The following is an 18291-nucleotide window of genomic DNA, read 5'->3' as shown; positions in this document are numbered from 1 at the left end:
CGGGGTTTTCCCATGTCGACCACCAAACGGCTTTGGCTGGGGCTTGCCGCCCTGCTCATCGCCAGCTTCGGCGTCATGCTGTGGCTTGGATTCGAGCTGCACCAGACTGCACCACCGATGCCCGAACGCGTGATCACGCGCAATGGGCAAGTCGTCTACACCCGCGCCGACATCGAAAAGGGCCGCCAGGTCTGGCAGAGCACCGGCGGGCAACAGCTGGGCTCGATCTGGGGCCATGGCGCATTGGTTGCACCCGACTGGTCGGCCGATTGGCTGCATCGCGAAGCCGAGGCGATGCTGGAGTTGGATGCGCGCAAGAACACCGCCGAGCCGTACTCGATGCTCGACGCACCGGCCAAGGCACAGCTGCAGGCCGCGCTGCAGGCGGAGATGCGCGCCAATACCTATGACGCAGCGACCGGCGACATCGTGATCAGCGATGCGCGCGCGCAGGCGATCAGCCAGGTGGCGGCGCACTACAGCAGCCTGTTCTCCAACGATCCGGCCACGCGCGAACTGCGCGAAGCCTATGCGATGAAGGAAGACACGGTGCCCGACCAGGAGCACCGCCGCGCGATGACCTCGTTCTTCTTCTGGACGGCGTGGGCGGCCACCACCAACCGGCCCGATGGCACGATCACGTACACCAACAACTGGCCGTACGAAACGCTGGTCGGCAACGCGCCGACGTCCAGTTCCTTCATGTGGTCGATGTTCTCGCTGCTGTTCCTGCTGGGCGGCATCGGCCTGATGAGCTGGCACTACGCGGCCTACCACGGCAAGGAACCGCTGCCGGTACCGCCCAAGCGCGATCCGTTGCTGGGCCTGAAGCCGACGCCGTCGATGAAGGCCACCGCCAAGTATTTCTGGGTGGTGATCGCGCTGTTCCTGGTGCAGATCCTGCTGGGCGCGACCACCGCGCACTACCAGGTGGAAGGCCAGGAAGCCTATGGCCTGCAGATCGCCGAGATCCTGCCTTACTCGCTGACCCGCAGCTGGCATACGCAACTGGCAGTGCTGTGGATCGCCACCGCGTGGCTGGGCACCGGCCTGTACATCGGGCCGGCGATCTCCGGGCATGAGCCGAAGTACCAGCGAGCCGGCGTCAATTTCCTGTTCGCGTGCTTGCTCATCATCGTGATCGGTGCGTTCGCCGGGCAGTGGTTCGCGGTGATGCAGAAGCTGGGCCTGGAGCACAACTTCTGGTTCGGCCACCAGGGCTGGGAATACGTGGACATCGGCCGCTTCTGGCAGGCCTTCCTGTTCATCGGACTGTTGCTGTGGCTGTTCCTGGTGGGCCGTGCGCTGTGGCCGGCGATCAAGCGCAAGGACGAGATGAGTTCCATCGTCGGCCTGCTGTTCCTCTCCACGGTTGCGATCGGCCTGTTCTACGGCGCCGGCCTGATGTGGGGCGAACACACCCACATCTCGATGGTGGAGTACTGGCGCTGGTGGGTGGTGCACCTGTGGGTGGAAGGCTTCTTCGAGGTGTTCGCAGTGGCGGTGATCAGCTTCCTGTTCGTCAAGCTGGGCCTGCTGCGCGGCAAAACCGCGACCGAGGCGGTGCTGTTCGCCACCATCGTGTATCTCACCGGCGGCGTACTGGGCATGTTCCATCACCTGTACTTCGTCGGCACGACCACTGCGGGCGTGGCACTCGGTGCGGCGTTCTCCGCGCTGGAAGTGGTGCCGCTGGCGATCATCGGGCTGGAAGCCTACGAAACCTGGAGCCATAGCCGTGCAACGCCGTGGATGGCGCGCTACAAGTGGCCGATCATGTTCTTCCTGGCGGTGAGTTTCTGGAACCTGATCGGTGCTGGCCTGTTCGGCTTCCTGATCAACACGCCGATCGCGCTGTACTACATGCAGGGCCTGAACCTGACTCCGTTGCACGGCCACACCGCGCTGTTCGGCGTGTACGGCATGCTCGGCATCGGCCTGATGCTGTTCTGCCTGCGCGGCCTGAAACCGCATGTGCAGTGGCACACCGGCTTGCTGCGCGGCGCGTTCTGGTGCTTCAACATCGGCCTGGCGCTGATGGCGTTGCTCACCCTGCTGCCGATGGGCGTGCTGCAGCTGCAGGCGGCGCTGGAGCACGGCTACTGGTTCGCGCGTTCGGCGGAGTTCATGAACCGCCCGCTGATCGACATGCTGGTGTGGATGCGCGTACCCGGCGACACGATCTTCAGCGTCGGCGCGGCACTGCTGGCCTGGTTCGTGTTCCGCCAGTGGATCAAGCCGGTACGCGATCCGGAATACGACCGCGCACTGGCCGAAGGCCAGGCCGACACCGAGTACTGAGCGTTTGGGGAGCGGCAGGGGCGGCCTTCGGGCCGCCCTTGTCATTTGTGGCGGCGGTGGTAACTGACATGGATCAATGCGACGCATGGGCGCGCGCCGGACAATGCCGGCATGAATACGCGACCGCCTGCACCGCATCCCTCGCCGCGCCTGCTGGGGGCCGCGCCGCATCGGCTGATGTTCTTCATCGGTGCCGGCAACCTGCTGCTGGCGATGCTGTGGTGGACTGCGTGGCTCGCCGCCGGCCGCTGGCAACTTTGGACGATGCCGCAACCCGCGCCGTACGCGGGCTGGCTGCACGCCTTCGTGATGCAGTACCAGATGCTGCCCAGCTTCATCTTCGGCTTCCTGCTCACCGTGTTCCCGCGCTGGATGGGCCTGCCGGAACTGGAGCGCTGGCGCTACGTGCCGGTCGGGCTCGGCCTGTTCGGCGGGCAACTGGCCACGTTGCTGGGCGCACTGGGCTGGCAGGCCGGCATCATCGTGGGCGCGCTTCTGACATTGGGTGGCTGGCTGGGCGGCATCGGCCAATTGCTGCCGATGCTGTGGCGCGAGCGTGGCACCACCTGGCATGCGCGTTCGTGCATGGCGGCGCTGCTGTTCGGATTGGGCGGCCTGCTGCTGTGGTTCGCCTTCCTGATCGGTGAGAACCCGCTGTATGCCTTCGCCAGCATCAAGATCGGCACCTTCGGTTTCCTGCTGCCGCTGTACCTGACCGTGGCCCATCGGATGTTCCCGTTCTTCGCCGGCAACGTGGTGGCGGGTTACAAGCCGTGGCGGCCGCTGTGGGTGCTGGCGGCGTTCTGGGTGCTGCTGCTCGTGCACTTGGTGCTGGAGCTGTTCCATGCCTATGCCTGGCTATGGCTGGCGGACGTGCCGCTGCTGGGTCTGGCGCTGCTGATGAACTGGAAATTCTGGCCGCGTGGGCGCATGCCCGGCCTACTGGCGGTGCTGTTCATCGGCCTGTCGTGGTTGCCGCTGACCTTCGCCCTGTATGCCGGACAGAGCGTGGCCTATGCGTTGACCGGGATCTATTTCCTCGGCCGCGCGCCGGCACACGCGCTGTACATCGGGTTCTTCGGCAGCGTGTTGGTGGCGATGGTCACCCGCGTCACCCAGGGACATTCCGGGCAGATGCTGTACATGCCGAAGGTGGCGTGGTGGGCATTCGTAATGGTGCAGGTGGTGGCGGTGATGCGCATCGTCGGCGAACTCATGCCCGATACCGGCGCATGGATGGCGTATGCGGCGTTCGGCTGGCTGCTCGCCTTCACGCCGTGGGTGCTGCGCATCGGCCGCATCTATCTGTCGCCGCGCAGCGACGGCAAGCCGGGTTGAACGCGACATGATCGAGTTCTATCCGCAGATCAAGCACTTCCACATCTTCTGCGCCCTGCTCAGCGGGTCGCTGTTCGCGCTGCGCGGCGCCTTCGCACTGGCCGACATGCGCTGGCCGCACGCATTGCCGGTGCGCTGGCTGAGCTGGACGGTGGATACCGCCCTGCTCACCGCCGCGATGATGCTGCTCACCATCCTGCCCGGCGCGATGTTCGCCAACGGCTGGCTGACGATGAAGATCGTGCTGATCGTGGTCTATGTGGTGCTGGGCGTGTTCGCCTTGCGACGCGGGCGCACCCGCCGCACCCGCGCGATCTGCTACATCGCGGCGTTGCTGGTGTTCGCGCAGATCTACGGCATCGCCCGTACGCACAATCCGCTGGGCTGGTTCTGGCTGCTGCAATGACCGACGCCAACCCGGACACCACGCGCGGCGCGCTGGACGCCTGCTTCCTCGGCCCCTACGGCGAGAACGACACCCTGCTGGAAAAACTCGTGGTCGAGTTCCTGCGCGACCACGTGTACTGGCGCCGCAATTTCCATCCCGAGGACCCGCCGGCGATCTCCACCCACGCCGCGTTCGAGCCGGGCTACCGCGCGTTCGAGGCACGCCTGCGCCGCGAGCTGCATGCGCTGTCCGCTGCGTTGAAGAAATCGGTGCCATTCCACAGCCCGCGCTACATCGGCCACATGGCCAGCGATCTGCTGCTGCCGGGGTTGATCGCGCAGATCCTCACCCTGCCCTACAACCCCAACAACGTCAGCGAAGACGCCGCGCCGGTGACCGTGGACATGGAGGTCGAAGTCGGCCTGCAGCTGGCGCGGATGGTGGGCTATCCGCACGATCCGGATCGCGATCCCTGCGCGTTCGGCCATCTAACCTCCGGTGGCACCCTAGCCAATTACCAGGCACTGCGGCTGGCGCTGTCGCTCAAGGCCTTTCCGGTGGCGCTGCGTACGGCCGGCGTGCCGGAAATCGGCGTACCCGACGACGACTGGGCCGCGTTCAACCTGGGCCCGACGGCTGGCACCGAACTGGTGGCGCGCTGGAAGGCGTGGTTGGCCGCACTACCGCCGCGCGAACATCGCGCGTGGAAGGCGAAGGTGCAGGCCGAGCGCATCGAACAGCGCGGCCTGTGTGAGTTCTTCGCCACCCACGACACGCTGAAGACGCCGTGGGTGCTGGCGCCGATCACCGCGCATTACTCGTGGTCGAAGGGCATGAAGCTGCTTGGTCTGGGCCGCGCGCAGCTGCGGCTGGTGCCGGAGCGCGACATGCGCCTGGACATCGATGCGGTCAATGACACGCTGATGCGCTGCGAACGCGAACGCCAGCCGGTGCTGATGGCAGTGGGCGTGTTCGGCACCACCGAATACGGCACGGTCGATCCGATCGATGGCCTGGTCGATGCGCGCGATGCGGCGCTGGCACGCGGGTTCGGATTCTCGGCGCATGTCGATGCCGCCTGGGGCGGCTACCTCGCTACCTTGTTCCGCAACCAGGACGGCAGCCTGCGCACGCAGGAGGACGTCGCGCAGGATTACACGCACTTCCCGCGCGCGGGTGTGTACGCAGCTGCCGCGGCGCTTGCACGCACCGACTCGATCACCATCGACCCGCACAAGCTGGGCTACCTGCCCTACGGCGCCGGCGCCTTCCTCTGCCGCGATCATCGGGCGATGGCTCTGCTGGCCGAATCCGCCGACTACGTGTTCCACGACCACGCGCTGCGCGGCTATCGCGCCCGCTACCGCAACCTCGGCCAGTTCATTCCGGAGGGTTCCAAATCCGGCGCGAACGTGGCGGCGGTGTACGTCACCCACAAGGTGATGCCACTGGATCACGCGAACTTCGGCCAGCTGCCGGCGCAGACCGTGCGCTCGGCGGAAGCCTTCCACGCGGCGGCGCAGGCCTTCGCCGCGCGCGTGCAGGACAAGGTGCGGGTCACCGTGCCCTTCCCGCCGGACAGCAACCTGGTCTGCGTGGCCTTCAATCCCGTCGGCAATCGCGTCATCGGCATCGCCAACGATTTCGCGCGGCGGCTGCACGACGAGCTGCGCGTGGATCCCAGTGTGCCGCTGCAGGACCGCAGTTTCTTCGGCTCGGCCACCACGCTTCGCCCGCAAGTGCTGGGCGAAGCCGGCATGCAGCGCATCCTCGACGCACTGGATCTGGATGCCGCCGCCGACGGCGATGAGGAAGACCACCTGGTGATCCTGCGGCATACACTGATGAACCCATGGCTCATCGACCGCCACAACGGCATCAGCTACATCGACATGTATTTCCAATATCTGGAAAAACGCATCGGCGCCCTGTTGGCATGAGCGCGCACGCCGACGACCGTCGCTGGGTGGGCGATGCAGTGGCCACGCTGCACCGAGAAGCCGCACGCTCCGCCGACACCCACCTGCTGCACATGCGCTTCGCCGGATTTCCCGGCATCGATTTCTATTTCAAGGACGAGGCCGCGCATCCGTCCGGCAGCCTCAAGCACCGGCTGGCGCGCTCGCTGTTCCTGTATGCGCTGTGCAACGGACGGCTGCGCGAAGGACAGGCAGTGGTCGATGCGTCGTCCGGCAGCACCGCGATCTCCGAAGCCTGGTTCGCGCGCCTGCTCGGCCTGCCGTTCACTGCGGTGATGCCGGAAGGCACTTCGCCCGGCAAGATCGAGGCGTTGCGCGCGCTCGGCGCACACTGTGTGCTCACGCCGCCCGGCGAATGCACACAGGCGCGCGCGCGCAGCATCGCCGCAGACGGCGCGTGTTTCCTCGATCAGTTCGGCCTGGCCGAACGCGCCACCGACTGGCGCGGCAACAACAACATCGCCGAATCGATCCTCGGCCAACTCGAGAGCGAAGCGCATCCGCAGCCGGCGTGGATCGTGTGCGGCGCGGGTACCGGCGGCACTTCGGCCACGCTGGGCCGTTACCTGCGCTATCGCGGCCTGCAGACCCAGCTATGCGTGGCGGAGCCGGCAGACATGGTGTTCGCCGATGCCTGGCGACGGCGCGACCGCGATGCCTGCAGCCGCGCCGACAGCGTGATCGAAGGCATTGGCCGTCGCTGCGTGGAACCCAGTTTCCAGTTCGACGTGGTCGATGAGGTGATCGAAGTCGACGATGCCGCGTCCATCGCCGCCATGCTGCTGCTGGAACAGCGGCTGGGCGTGCGCCACGGCGGTTCCTCCGGCACCAATCTGGTCGCCTGCCTGGAACTGGCAACGCGGATGCGCGAAGCCGGCACCGAAGGCAGCATCGTCACCCTGCTGTGCGACCGCGGCGAACGCTATGCCGGCACGCTGTACGACGCGGACTGGCGCGCGGCGCGCGGGCTGGACGTGGCGCCGTGGCAACAGGCGCTCACCGATGCCCTGGCCGCTGGCACGCTGGTCGTGCCCGACGCGGCGAACTAGACCTCCTCGCAAAGGCGACGCATCAAGCGTGTCAGCTGCAACCGCCGCAGCAATCGCTGCCCTGCTTCTCGGCCGCCTGTGCATCCATCCGCACGAAATCGATGACAACATTGCCCGTTTCGCGCGCACGGTAAGCGATTTCGAGACCTTCGCCATAGCGCTGCTGGAGTTGTCCAAGCAGCGGCACCGGATCATGGTCGTTGATGAAGCGCATCGCCTCGCCCGGTTCCAGCGCGTCCAGCGCACCGAAAATCGCGGCGTGACGAAAACGGCGGGAAATACCGCGCGCATCGAACGGATGAACTTGCAAAGTGGTGGTCATGTGGTGTGATCCATAAGAGTGATCCACAGGATGGCGTTGGCACCGTGGCGGCGCCTTGACGTAGATCACTCGATGCGATGGCTGCCCTTGTATTCGATCTGCAGCCACAACTTGCGGGTGTCGCGCGCGTAGCGATCGGCGCGGTAGTCGGCGTACTTCAGCATGCCGCTCAGCCCCTTGGCCAGCGGCACGCTCCACGAGGCATCCCATTCGCGGCCATAGCGGCTGCTGCCATGATCGGCGCGGTAGTCGTGCCAGGTGAGTTGCCAGGCCTGCCGGCTACCGGCGCGTTCGCGGCCAAACGCGCCGCCGACGCCCAGATAGCGATCCTCCAAGCCGTTGACCGGGGTGACCAGGAACTTGTCGGCCCAGCCGTTGAACGCATGCAAAGTGGCCAGCGGCGTCTGCAGCGCATGTCGGCCGTTGCCGCCCAGGTGTTCCCAACCGGCGCGCGCGGTGATGTCGCGCACGGTCAGCGCCGGTTCCAGCAACCAGTACGTGTGCGAGAAATGCAGCGGGTTGTTGGCATGGTCACGCTGCTGGGCGGCTTCCAGCGTCCAGCCGAATTTTGTCTTCGCCATCGGCATGCTGCCCGTCCAGCGCAGGCCATAGGTCGAAGCCGATGCCGTGGCGGCATCGCGATCCTTGTGCAGCCAGGCATAACCGCTCCACTGCTGCGCACCGCGTTTGTACGCGCCGTGCAGCAGGTGGGTGGACAGCTTGCGTTCGCGCGCCAGCGGATCGATCGCATCGTCGCCATTGACCCGATGCACCCGATCCAGGAACGCATAGCGCAACACGATGTCCTTGCCCGGAGCGAATTCCAGCGCCAATGCATCGAAGGTCTGCTCGTTCTGCCGCCAACCCACGTTGCCGATCCAGCGCTGGTTGTCGAACAAGAGCCGCTGCCGACCAAGGCTGCCGTTGCCGCGCGCGCCCTTCCAGCCCAGCCAGGCCTGGTTGAGCTCGGCACCGCGCGGATCGATCACTGCCGGCAGGTCGGTGCGGCCATTGGCGCCGCTGTTGTAGTGGTTGTTGCCGGCCACGCCCTCGCCTTCCAGCAGGCCGTTCCAGCCGTTGTCGAACGCGAAGCGCAGGCCCGCGCGCAGGCGCAGCGTGTCCGCACGCGCGGCGTTGGCGAATGCATCGTCATCGACCTGCTCGTGGCGGGCGCGCAGATCCCATTCCAGTGAAAGCCCGGAGGGCGCCTGGGCCTGCGCCGGCAGCGCGGCCACGCACAGCAGCAACAGCGGAATTCGGGTATCGAATGGCTTGGACATGAGCGGCTCCGGGGGCGATGCGCACAGCCTCCGCAGCATCCGGCTGCTGCGCGTTGATCCAAGTCAATCGCCACCGCCATCCATGCACCAACCTGCGTACGGTTGATTTAAATCAACGCGCGCAGGAGGTGGCGAATTCAAGCTGGCATCGAGCCTTCAAACGCGCCGATGGCGCATCCATTGCTGCAAGGGGAATCTCGATGAAACGCGCACTCCCGCTTCTCGCACTCAGCCTCGCCATCGCCATGGCGCTTCCCGCGTGCAAGCAGGAAGCCACCGGCGATGCCAAACCGGCCACCACGACCGAAGCTGACACCGGCGGCTCTGCCAAAGGCGATTTCGGCCCGCCGCAGGGCGCTCCGATCGAAGCCGTACTGACCTCACCGCCGCATGTGCCACCGGCCACCGGGCGCACCGCACCGGCCAAGGTGATCGTGTCGCTGGACGTGATCGAAAAGGACATGGAGATTTCCGAAGGCGTGAGCTACACCTTCTGGACGTTCGGCGGCACCGTGCCCGGCAGCTTCATCCGCGTGCGCCAGGGTGACACGGTGGAGTTCCACCTGCGCAACATGCCCGAGAGCAAGATGCCGCACAACATCGACCTGCACGGCGTGACCGGCCCGGGCGGCGGCGCGGCGTCCAGTTTCACCGCGCCCGGCCACGTCAGCCGTTTCAGCTTCAAGGCGCTCAACGCCGGCCTGTACGTCTATCACTGCGCGACTGCGCCGGTGGGCATGCATATCGCCAACGGGATGTACGGGCTGATCCTGGTCGAGCCGCCGGAGGGTTTGCCGAAGGTCGACCGCGAGTACTACGTGATGCAGGGCGACTTCTACACCACCGGCAAGTATCGCGAGAAAGGTCACCAGGGCTTCGCCATGGAGAAGGCGATCGACGAGCACCCGACCTACGTGCTGTTCAACGGCATGGAAGGCTCGATGACCGGTGACAAGGCGCTGACCGCGAAAACCGGCGAGAAGGTACGCCTGTACGTCGGCAATGGCGGCCCCAACCTGATCTCCAGCTTCCACGTGATCGGCGAGATCTTCGACAAGGTCTGGTACGAAGGCGGCACCAAGTTCCAGGAGAACGTACAGACCACGCTGATCCCGGCCGGCGGCGCGGCAATGATGGAATTCCACATGGAAGTCCCGGGCAGCTACGTGCTGGTCGACCACAGCATCTTCCGCGCCTTCAACAAGGGCGCACTGGCGATCCTCAAGGCCGACGGCCCCGAGGACAAGGCGATCTATTCGGGCAAGGAAGTCGATGCGGTGTACCTAGGCGACCAGGCCGCCGGCACCAGCCGCGCCCCGATCGCCGCGGCTGCGGCATCGGCCAAGACCGGCAACCTGACCAAGGAAGAACAGATCGCCGCCGGCAAGGTGTTGTTCGCCGGCACCTGCTCGACCTGCCACCAGCCGGACGGCAAGGGCATGGAGGGCGTGTTCCCACCGCTGGCGGGTTCCGACTACATCAAGGCCAATCCGAAGCGCGTGCCGGAAATCATCCTGCATGGTCTGGTCGGCCCGGTGAAGGTCAACGGCAAGGACTACAACTCCAACATGCCGCCGATGAGCCAGCTGACCGACGACGAAGTGGCCAACATCGGCACCTACGTGCTCAACAGCTGGGGCAACCCCGGAGGCCAGGTAAGCAAGGCTGACGCCGCCGCCGCACGCGCCGCCAAGCCCGGCAATGCCTCCGACGGGCATTGAGATGCGTCGCCTCGCCGCCCTGCTCGCCATCGTCCTGCCACTCACCGGCCTTGCGGCCGGTGCAGTGGTGGGGCGTTACGCCGGCTTGCCGGGCGGCACGTTCAAATCGGTACTGCGCTATGAGGATGCGAAGTCCGGCGTCCGCATCGCCCCGTTCGCACTGATGCGCAAGCCGGTGACCAATGCCGACTTCCTGGACTTCGTGAACACCCACCCGCAATGGCGCCGCGATCGAGTCCCCGCGGTATTCGCGGAAAAGCGCTATCTCTCGCACTGGGCAAGCGTCACCCAGCTCGGCGCGAGCGCATTACCCGACCGGCCGGTGGTGCAGGTCAGCTGGTTCGCCGCCAGTGCGTATTGCGAATCGCTGGGTGCGCGCCTGCCCACCTGGAACGAATGGGAGTACGCCGCCGCCGCCGATGAAACACGGCGCGACGCACGCAAGGATCCTGCCTGGCGGGAACGCATCCTGGGCTGGTATGCGCGTCCGTCCAATGCGGCATTGCCGCGGGCAGGCCTGCAGGCCCCGAATGCGTACGGCGTGCAGGACTTGCACGGACTGGTATGGGAATGGACCGAGGACGCCTCGTCCCTGTTGATGGAAAGCGACAACCGCACACAGGGCGATCCGGACAAGGCCAAGTTCTGCGGTGCAGGCGCACTGTCGATGGACGACCGCGAGAACTACGCGGTGATGATGCGGGTGGCGATGCTGTCCTCGGTGGAAGGCGCCGATGTCACCCCCAACCTGGGATTCCGTTGCGCGAGGAGTGCACCATGAAGACAACGCTGGTGATGAAGACGGTTCTGCTGACGGCACTGCTATCGAGCACGATTCCGGCCGCTGCGCGCGACACGCCACTGCCCACCGATTCGGTCTACCAATTGCAGGCGCAGCTGGTCGACCAGGATGGCCGTTCGCAAGCGTGGCGCGCACTACGCGGCAAGCCACGACTGGTGGCGATGTTCTATACCTCCTGCCAATACATCTGCCCATTGATCGTGGACAGCGGCAAGGCGGTCGAACACCAGCTCACCCCAGCCGAACGCAACCGCCTCGGCATCACCCTGGTCAGCATGGATCCCGCACGCGATACGCCGAAGGCGCTGCGGGCCGTGGTCGACAAGCGCAAACTCGATACCCGGCACTGGAGCCTGTTGGCCCCACGCAAGGACGACGTGCGCGACATCGCCGGCGTGCTCGGCGTGCGCTACCGCGCGCTGGCCGATGGCGAGTTCAACCACAGCAGCGCGATGATCCTGCTGGACGCGGATGGCCGGGTACTTGCGCGCAGCGAGAAGATGGGCACCCAGCCCGATCCGGAATTCGTTGCCACCGTCAGGCGTGCGACGGCAGTGGAATAGCCGCCGGGGTCAGGCGCGCGAACGGCGCATGGCCTCGCGCGCATTGTCGGCCTCGCAACCACTGGCCGCTGCGTGCAACCGTTTCGTATCCAGCACCCGTATCTGGCGGCCCCGCACATCGATCACGCCATCCTCGTGCAGACGGCTGAAGCTGCGGCTCACCGTCTCCAGCGCCAATCCCAGGTAGAGGGCGATCTCGTGGCGGCTCATCGGCAACTGGAAGGCATCGGCAGGACGCCCGATCCGCCGGTAACGCTCGCCCAGGCTGTGCAGGAACAGGGCGATGCGCTCGCTGGCCTGGCGGCGGGACAGCACATCGACATGATCGTGGTCGCGATCCGCGCTCTGCCCCATCACCCGCAGCAACTGCTGCTGCAGGCTGGGCAATTCGCTGGCCACCATCGCCAAACTGCCGAAGGGCAATTCGCAGACGCGGGCCTCTGTCAGCGCAACCGCCGCGCAGCGATGGCGGCCGCTGCCGATTGCGTCCAGCCCGAACAGTTCGCCCGGCAGGTGGAAGCCCAGCACGTGTTCCTCGCCGGCTTCGTTGTTGCCGATGGTCTTGAACGCACCCTCGTTGACGACGTAGACCGACCCCAACGGATCGCCCAAGCGGAACAACGATTCACCGGGCCGCAGGGGTTTGCGCCGCTGCACCACGGCCTCCAACCGACCAAGGTCAATGCCATCGACACCCGCCGGCAGGCACAGGCTGTGCAACGAGCATTCGGCGCAGCTGCGGCGCAGCCGGGCCAGGTCCAGGGGGATCGCTGCGCAGGGTTCGGCGGCCATGCCGTCGATTATCGACGATACGCACGGCAGATACCGCAACCACGACGCTCGCGACATCGGTTTGATCTAGATCAAGCGGCCTCATGCCGCAGCCGGTAGCATATTCAGGAACCTCCGGAGACCCGTATGCAAGCCATCACCGGCACCTATAACGACAAAGTAGTGCACCAATTCGCGGTTGCGACCGTGTTCTGGGGCATCGTCGGCATGGCCGTCGGCGTGCTCTGCGCCGCGCAACTCTACTGGCCGGCGCTCAATTTCGACATCCCGTACCTGACCTACAGCCGGATCCGGCCGCTGCACACCAACGGCATGATCTTTGCGTTTGGCGGCTCGGTGCTGTTCGCCACCTCGCTGTACGTGGTGCAACGTACCTGCCATGTGCGGCTGATCTCCGACAAGCTCGCCAGCTTCGTGTTCTGGGGCTGGCAGGCGGCGATGCTGGGCGCAGTCATCACCCTGCCGCTGGGCATCACCCAGAGCAAGGAATACGCGGAACTCGAATGGCCGCTGGACCTGCTGATCGCGGTCGTCTGGGTGGCTTACGGCTGGCTGTTCTTCGGCACCATCGTCAAGCGCCGGGTCAAGCACATCTACGTCGCCAACTGGTTCTACGGCGCCTACGTGATCGCGGTGGCGCTGCTGCACATCGTCAACAACCTGGTGATGCCGGCCGGGCTGTGGAAGTCGTACTCGGTCTACAGCGGCTCGGTCGATGCGATGGCGCAATGGTGGTACGGCCACAACGGCGTGGCGTTCCTGCTGACCGTCGGCTACCTGGCGATGATGTACTACTTCGTACCCAAGCAGGCGCAGCGCCCGATCTACTCCTACCGCCTGTCCATCGTCCACTTCTGGGCGCTGATCTCGATCTACATGTGGGCCGGCCCGCACCACCTGCACTACACCGCGCTGCCCGACTGGGCGCAATCGGTGGGCATGGTGTTCTCGGTGATCCTGCTGGCCCCGAGCTGGGGCGGCGCGATGAACGGCATCCTCACGCTCTCCGGCGTGTGGTACAAGCTGCGCACCGACCCGATCCTGAAGTTCCTCATCGTCGCGATCAGCTTCTACATGATCGCCACCTTCGAGGGCCCGATGCTGTCGATCAAGACGGTCAACTCGCTGTCGCACTACACCGACTGGACGGTGGGCCACGTGCACGCCGGCACCCTGGGCTGGGTGGCGATGATCTCGATCGGCTCGCTGTACTCGCTGTACCCGCGCCTGCTGGGCTTGCCGGCGATGTACTCGACGAAACTGATCGACACCCACTTCTGGATGCACACCATCGGCGTGGTGTTCTACATCGTCTCGATGTGGATCGCCGGCATCACCCAGGGCCTGATGTGGCGCGCGACCAACGCCGACGGCACGTTGACCTACAGCTTCGTCGAATCGCTGGTCGCCACCTATCCGTACTACCTGGGACGCTTGATGGGCGGCCTGCTGATCCTGGCCGGCATGTGCCTGATGGCCTGGAACATGTGGCGCACCTGGAAACAGGCACGCGGTGTCGCCGAGCACCCCGTCATGGCACCCGATGCCGCCGAAGCGCAGGCCTGAGGACGAGACATGGGAATCGCACACGAGAAACTCGAAAAGAACATCGGCCTGATGGCCGTGCTGGTGGCTGTGGCCGTGTCCCTCGGCGGCCTGGCCGAGATCGTCCCACTGATGTTCCAGGCCGAGGCGATCAAGCCACTGCCGGGGGTCAAGCCCTATCCGGCGCTGGAGCTGGCCGGACGCGACGTCTACATCCGCGAGGGCTGCTACAACTGCCACTCGCAGATGGTGCGTACCCTGCGCTTCGAAACCGAGCGCTACGGCCACTATTCGCTGGCCGGCGAATCGGTCTACGACCGCCCGTTCCAGTGGGGCAGCAAGCGCACCGGCCCGGATCTGGCCCGCGTCGGCGGCCGCTACTCGGATGACTGGCACCGCGTGCACATGATCAATCCGCGCGACGTGGTGCCGGAATCGAACATGCCGTCCTTCCCGTGGCTGGCCAAGAACACGCTGGACGGCGCCACCGTGCAAGCGCACATGCGCGCGATCAAGCGCCTGGGCGATCCCTACACCGACGCCGACATCGCGGGCGCGCCCGCCGCCGTCGAAGGCAAGACCGAACTGGATGCGCTGGTGGCCTACCTGCAAGGGCTGGGCAAGCACGCACCGCGGGGGAATTGAACCGATGATTTCCGGAATCGTGACCACGCTGCTGTTGCTGCTGTTCGTCGGCCTGTGGGCCTGGGCCTGGCAACCCCGCCTGCGCAGCGGCTTCGAGGCCACCGCGCGACTGGCGGTAGACGACGACGTGCCCGCCGGCGAGGCCATCGCCAGCGACGGCGACACCAACCACAACGCGAGGACGAACGCATGACCACTGCCTGGAACTGGTACGTCATCGCGCTGGTGCTGTTCAACCTGCTGGGTGTTGCCTGGCTGCTGTGGTGGACGGCCAAGCGCCGCCCCGGCGACCCGAAGCCGGAAGAGATCAGCCACTACTGGGACGGCGACATCACCGAGTACAACAAGCCGATGCCGCGCTGGTGGATCAACGGCTTCTACATCGCGATCGTGTTCGCCTTCGGCTACCTGTTCTGGTACGGCGGCTTCGGCACCTACCAGGGCCTCGGCAAGTGGAGCTCGCAGGGCGAGCACGACCGCGAGGCCGAGGTGGCGAACGCGAAGCTGGAGGAAACCTTTGCCCCGTACAAGGGCCAGGCCATCGACGCACTCGCGCGCGACCCGCAGGCAGTCAAGCTGGGCAAGTCGATCTTCGCCAACACCTGTGCCACCTGCCACGGCTCGTCGGCGAAGGGCGCGGTCGGCTACCCCAACCTGACCGATGACATCTGGCACTGGGGCGGCACCCCCGACCAGATCCTGCACACCGTGCAGGACGGACGCGAGGGCGTGATGCCGCCATGGGGCAAGGTACTGGAAGGCATGGGCGGCCCGGATGCGGTGGACTACGTGATCGCCTATCTGCACCAGCTTGGCGAGACGGACGGCGGCAATCGCAGCGACTACGCGGCGGCGCGCGGCAAGACGCTGTACGAAGGCGTGTGCGTGGCCTGCCACGGCAAGGATGGCAAGGGCGATCCGAACGTCGGCGCACCGGATCTCACCGACGGCTATTGGCTGTACGGCGACGGTCGCGAATCGCTGCGCGAAACCATCGGCAACGGACGCCATGGCGTGATGCCCGCGTGGGGTAACATACTGGGCGATACCCGTTCTCGCTTGGTCGCGGCCTATGTCTGGTCGCTCTCGCACCAGGCCAAGCCAGGCACCCCCGCCCCGCGATGACCGATTTCACAACCCCGGACTTCGACCATCCGCCGCGCCCGATGGCGCAGCGGATCGGGGCGATCCTGTGGCCCAGTTTCTTCGCGGCCGGGGTGGCGACGATGGTGTTCTTCGCCTTCATCGACCCGCTGGAACTGCGCGACCTGACCTTCCCGAACCTGTCGATCTCGCGCGGGCTGGGCTACACCCTCGGTTTCTTCACCTTCTGGCTGGCAACCGCATCGTCCAGCCTGTTCACCTGGATCCTGCTGCGGCCTTCCAGCCGCTTCAACGGGCCCAGGATCAGGTAGCAAGCAAGGCCGTGAGCAAACGCATCGACATCGACGTGCTGGATTCCGGCGGCGACTCCGTCTACGTGAGCGAACGCAAGGTCTATCCGCGCGACGTGTCCGGGCGCTTCGATCGCCTGCGCAAGCTGGCGGTGTTCTGGCTGCTGGGCATGTACTACCTGTTCCCGTGGCTGAAATGGGACGGCCGCCAGGCGGTGCTGTTCGACCTGCCCGCGCGCAAGTTCCACGTGTTCGGGCTGACCTTCTGGCCGCAGGACTTCAGCCTGCTGGCGATCCTGCTGATCGTTCTGGCGCTGACCCTGTTCTTCGTTACCGCGCTGGCCGGCCGGCTGTGGTGCGGTTACGCCTGCCCGCAGACGGTGTGGACCGAAACCTTCCTGTGGATGGAGCGCTGGACCGAGGGCGACCGCCAGAAGCGGATGAAGCTCGACGCCGGCCCGTGGAACCGCGAGAAGCTCCTGCGCAAGGGCTCCAAGCATGTCCTGTGGCTGCTGTTCGCGCTGTGGACCGGGTTCACCTTCGTCGGCTTCTTCACCCCGATCGCCAGCCTCGGCGCGCGCCTGTGGCCGTTCGACTGGAACGGCTGGGAAACCTTCTGGGTGCTGTTCTACGCGCTGGCCACCTGGGGCAATGCCGGCATCCTGCGCGAGCAAGTGTGCAAGTACATGTGCCCCTACGCGCGCTTCCAGAGCGCGATGTTCGACCGCGATACCCTGATCATCGCCTACGACCCGATGCGCGGTGAACCGCGCGGCCCGCGCAAGCGCGGCCTGTCCAGCGTGCTGCAACGCGCGCGTGGGCTGCTCGATGTGTCCGCCGCCTATGACTACGTGTTCCGCGCCAGCCGCCACCCCAGCGCCGCGCAAGCGCGTCTGCAGGCGGCTGGCACGGTGATGCTGGGCGATATCGGCGCAGAAGCCGCACCGCTGCCGAAGTTCCAGCAGGAGGAACTGGGCGACTGCATCGACTGCACGATGTGCGTGCAGGTCTGCCCGGTCGGCATCGACATCCGCAACGGCCTGCAGTACGAATGCATCGCCTGCGGCGCCTGCATCGACGCCTGCGACGACGTGATGGACAAGATGGGCATGCCGCACGGGCTGATCCGCTACACCACCCAGCAGGCGCTTGACGGCAAGCCATCGCGGGTGCTGCGCCCGCGCATCTTCGTGTATGGCGCACTGCTTGCCGTGCTGGTGGCCGGCTGGATCTGGGGCGTGCTCCACCGCAGCCCGCTGATCGCCGACGTGCTGCGCGACCGCAACGCGCTGTACCAGCAGCAGGGCGACCGCACCGTCAACGGCTACACGCTCAAGCTGATCAACAAGACCGACGCCGACCATCGCTATCGCATCCGCATCGAACCGGCCGACAATGCGCCACTGGTGCTGAAAGACACACCGCTGGATGTACAGGTGCAGGCCGGCGCGGTGGTCTCGCAGGCGATCGAAGTCGGCGCGCCCGCCGATTTACGCGGCCGCCATGCGCTGATCTTCGTGATCGAGGCCGACGACGGCAGCGCGAAGGCGCGCGTCGACAGCACCTTCTTCGGCCCCACTTAACCCCCACATCGCGATCCTCCGCGCTCGTCCGCGGCGGATCGCGGACAGGCTCCCAGGAGATACGGAATGGAACGCGAATCGTCGCCCTGGCGGCAGCCCATCGTCTGGCTGATGGTGGCGTTGGTCGGCGCCGCCGTCATCGGCAGCGTCTGGCTGCTCAAGGTCGCCGCCAACGGCGACAGCATCGACGCAGTGCCGGACAAGGTGCAGCGCACCGGGCAGACCCAGCAGACCGATCTCGGCCCAGATGCAGTGGCCGCGCAGCGCAAGCTGGGCGCGATCGTGCGCATCGACGACGAACACGGCTTCGTCGAAGTCTTGCCGGTCAGCGGCGAACTCGACCGCGCGGCCCCGCTCAAATTGAGCCTGCACCATCCGACTCGCGCCGAACAGGACGTGGTGCTGGAACTGGCCGCCACCGACACCGGCTGGCGTGTCGACGCCAAGCCCGCCATCGACCACGACTGGCTGCTCCAGCTGAAGCCCGCCGACGGCGAAGCGTGGCGCCTGCGCGGGCGGATGCCGCGCGGCCAGCTCGCTGCACAGTTACGTCCATCCGTGGGCGACGACGCCCAGCCCTGACGCAGTG

Annotated in this window: 18 protein-coding genes; 15 read left to right on the top strand and 3 right to left on the bottom strand. The window is 66.1% G+C overall.

Annotation, left to right across the window (positions count from 1 at the left end; all coding sequences use genetic code 11):
- Positions 1 to 12 precede the first annotated feature (12 nt).
- From G7079_RS05850 to G7079_RS05830, 5 genes are all read left to right on the top strand, one after another.
- Positions 13 to 2301, top strand: coding sequence for a nitric-oxide reductase large subunit (locus G7079_RS05850; RefSeq protein ID WP_166056421.1), 2289 nt, complete (start codon positions 13 to 15; stop codon positions 2299 to 2301).
- 111 nt (positions 2302 to 2412) lie between these two features.
- On the top strand, positions 2413 to 3639 hold the full coding sequence (locus tag G7079_RS05845) for an NnrS family protein (RefSeq protein ID WP_166056420.1): 1227 nt from the start codon (positions 2413 to 2415) through the stop codon (positions 3637 to 3639).
- Between the two features lie 7 nt (positions 3640 to 3646).
- Entirely contained in the window at positions 3647 to 4045 is a 399-nt protein-coding gene (locus G7079_RS05840; RefSeq protein ID WP_166056419.1) for a SirB2 family protein, read from the top strand.
- Positions 4042 to 5967, top strand: a complete 1926-nt coding sequence (locus G7079_RS05835; protein WP_166056418.1) for a pyridoxal-dependent decarboxylase — start codon at positions 4042 to 4044, stop codon at positions 5965 to 5967. Before G7079_RS05840 ends, G7079_RS05835 begins: the two co-directional genes overlap by 4 nt.
- A complete protein-coding gene (locus tag G7079_RS05830; RefSeq protein WP_166056417.1) occupies positions 5964 to 7055 on the top strand; it encodes a PLP-dependent cysteine synthase family protein in 1092 nt (363 codons plus the stop codon). The genes G7079_RS05835 and G7079_RS05830 overlap by 4 nt, the downstream gene beginning before the upstream one ends.
- Before the next feature lie 31 nt (positions 7056 to 7086).
- On the opposite strand, the gene G7079_RS05825 is transcribed toward G7079_RS05830, so the two are convergent.
- Positions 7087 to 7446 (bottom strand): DUF2249 domain-containing protein, encoded by a 360-nt coding sequence (locus G7079_RS05825; RefSeq protein WP_240906252.1) that lies wholly within the window; start codon positions 7444 to 7446, stop codon positions 7087 to 7089.
- Positions 7443 to 8657 (bottom strand): alginate export family protein, encoded by a 1215-nt coding sequence (locus G7079_RS05820; RefSeq protein WP_166056416.1) that lies wholly within the window; start codon positions 8655 to 8657, stop codon positions 7443 to 7445. The genes G7079_RS05825 and G7079_RS05820 overlap by 4 nt, the downstream gene beginning before the upstream one ends.
- A gap of 200 nt (positions 8658 to 8857) precedes the next feature.
- Here G7079_RS05820 and nirK point away from each other — a divergent pair, with 200 nt between their 5' ends.
- From nirK to G7079_RS05805, 3 genes are read left to right on the top strand one after another with little or no spacing between them, the layout of a single operon-like run.
- The gene (nirK, locus tag G7079_RS05815; protein WP_166056415.1) at positions 8858 to 10378 is read left to right on the top strand and encodes a copper-containing nitrite reductase; all 1521 of its coding nucleotides are present in this window, start codon (positions 8858 to 8860) and stop codon (positions 10376 to 10378) included.
- A gap of 1 nt (position 10379) precedes the next feature.
- Positions 10380 to 11159 (top strand): formylglycine-generating enzyme family protein, encoded by a 780-nt coding sequence (locus G7079_RS05810; protein WP_166056414.1) that lies wholly within the window; start codon positions 10380 to 10382, stop codon positions 11157 to 11159.
- Positions 11156 to 11743: an SCO family protein gene (locus G7079_RS05805; protein WP_166056413.1), complete on the top strand. Its 588-nt coding sequence runs from the start codon at positions 11156 to 11158 to the stop codon at positions 11741 to 11743. The genes G7079_RS05810 and G7079_RS05805 overlap by 4 nt, the downstream gene beginning before the upstream one ends.
- Positions 11744 to 11752: 9 nt before the next feature.
- Here G7079_RS05805 and G7079_RS05800 read toward each other — a convergent pair whose 3' ends face one another.
- Positions 11753 to 12535, bottom strand: a complete 783-nt coding sequence (locus tag G7079_RS05800) for a helix-turn-helix domain-containing protein (protein WP_166056412.1) — start codon at positions 12533 to 12535, stop codon at positions 11753 to 11755.
- A gap of 126 nt (positions 12536 to 12661) precedes the next feature.
- Between G7079_RS05800 and ccoN the strand changes: the two genes are divergently transcribed.
- From ccoN to G7079_RS05765, 7 genes are all read left to right on the top strand, one after another.
- Complete coding sequence (ccoN, locus tag G7079_RS05795; RefSeq protein ID WP_166056411.1) at positions 12662 to 14101, top strand: cytochrome-c oxidase, cbb3-type subunit I; 1440 nt, start codon at positions 12662 to 12664, stop codon at positions 14099 to 14101.
- Positions 14102 to 14110: 9 nt separating this feature from the next.
- Complete coding sequence (ccoO, locus tag G7079_RS05790) at positions 14111 to 14725, top strand: cytochrome-c oxidase, cbb3-type subunit II (protein ID WP_166056410.1); 615 nt, start codon at positions 14111 to 14113, stop codon at positions 14723 to 14725.
- A gap of 4 nt (positions 14726 to 14729) precedes the next feature.
- Positions 14730 to 14918 carry a cbb3-type cytochrome c oxidase subunit 3 gene (locus G7079_RS05785; RefSeq protein WP_166056409.1) on the top strand — a complete coding sequence of 63 codons (189 nt, stop codon included), beginning with the start codon at positions 14730 to 14732 and terminating at the stop codon, positions 14916 to 14918.
- Positions 14915 to 15850, top strand: coding sequence for a cytochrome-c oxidase, cbb3-type subunit III (gene ccoP, locus G7079_RS05780; protein WP_166056408.1), 936 nt, complete (start codon positions 14915 to 14917; stop codon positions 15848 to 15850). Before G7079_RS05785 ends, ccoP begins: the two co-directional genes overlap by 4 nt.
- The gene (locus G7079_RS05775; protein ID WP_166056407.1) at positions 15847 to 16140 is read left to right on the top strand and encodes a hypothetical protein; all 294 of its coding nucleotides are present in this window, start codon (positions 15847 to 15849) and stop codon (positions 16138 to 16140) included. Before ccoP ends, G7079_RS05775 begins: the two co-directional genes overlap by 4 nt.
- A gap of 11 nt (positions 16141 to 16151) precedes the next feature.
- Positions 16152 to 17702, top strand: coding sequence for a 4Fe-4S dicluster domain-containing protein (locus tag G7079_RS05770; RefSeq protein ID WP_166056406.1), 1551 nt, complete (start codon positions 16152 to 16154; stop codon positions 17700 to 17702).
- Between the two features lie 66 nt (positions 17703 to 17768).
- Positions 17769 to 18284 (top strand): FixH family protein, encoded by a 516-nt coding sequence (locus tag G7079_RS05765; protein WP_166056405.1) that lies wholly within the window; start codon positions 17769 to 17771, stop codon positions 18282 to 18284.
- The last annotated feature ends 7 nt before the right edge of the window (positions 18285 to 18291 follow it).

The organism is Thermomonas sp. HDW16, from assembly GCF_011302915.1.
GTDB lineage: Bacteria > Pseudomonadota > Gammaproteobacteria > Xanthomonadales > Xanthomonadaceae > Thermomonas.
Note: the sequence above shows the minus strand (reverse complement) of the source record. Positions and strands in the feature narration are given on the sequence as shown.

Coding starts and splice junctions, on each gene's coding strand:
- G7079_RS05850 (WP_166056421.1), top strand. CDS start 13: ATGTCGACCACCAAACGGCTTTGGCTGGGGCTTGCCGCCCTGCTCATC.
- G7079_RS05845 (WP_166056420.1), top strand. CDS start 2,413: ATGAATACGCGACCGCCTGCACCGCATCCCTCGCCGCGCCTGCTGGGG.
- G7079_RS05840 (WP_166056419.1), top strand. CDS start 3,647: ATGATCGAGTTCTATCCGCAGATCAAGCACTTCCACATCTTCTGCGCC.
- G7079_RS05835 (WP_166056418.1), top strand. CDS start 4,042: ATGACCGACGCCAACCCGGACACCACGCGCGGCGCGCTGGACGCCTGC.
- G7079_RS05830 (WP_166056417.1), top strand. CDS start 5,964: ATGAGCGCGCACGCCGACGACCGTCGCTGGGTGGGCGATGCAGTGGCC.
- G7079_RS05820 (WP_166056416.1), bottom strand. CDS start 8,657: ATGTCCAAGCCATTCGATACCCGAATTCCGCTGTTGCTGCTGTGCGTG.
- nirK (WP_166056415.1), top strand. CDS start 8,858: ATGAAACGCGCACTCCCGCTTCTCGCACTCAGCCTCGCCATCGCCATG.
- G7079_RS05810 (WP_166056414.1), top strand. CDS start 10,380: ATGCGTCGCCTCGCCGCCCTGCTCGCCATCGTCCTGCCACTCACCGGC.
- G7079_RS05805 (WP_166056413.1), top strand. CDS start 11,156: ATGAAGACAACGCTGGTGATGAAGACGGTTCTGCTGACGGCACTGCTA.
- G7079_RS05800 (WP_166056412.1), bottom strand. CDS start 12,535: ATGGCCGCCGAACCCTGCGCAGCGATCCCCCTGGACCTGGCCCGGCTG.
- ccoN (WP_166056411.1), top strand. CDS start 12,662: ATGCAAGCCATCACCGGCACCTATAACGACAAAGTAGTGCACCAATTC.
- ccoO (WP_166056410.1), top strand. CDS start 14,111: ATGGGAATCGCACACGAGAAACTCGAAAAGAACATCGGCCTGATGGCC.
- G7079_RS05785 (WP_166056409.1), top strand. CDS start 14,730: ATGATTTCCGGAATCGTGACCACGCTGCTGTTGCTGCTGTTCGTCGGC.
- ccoP (WP_166056408.1), top strand. CDS start 14,915: ATGACCACTGCCTGGAACTGGTACGTCATCGCGCTGGTGCTGTTCAAC.
- G7079_RS05775 (WP_166056407.1), top strand. CDS start 15,847: ATGACCGATTTCACAACCCCGGACTTCGACCATCCGCCGCGCCCGATG.
- G7079_RS05765 (WP_166056405.1), top strand. CDS start 17,769: ATGGAACGCGAATCGTCGCCCTGGCGGCAGCCCATCGTCTGGCTGATG.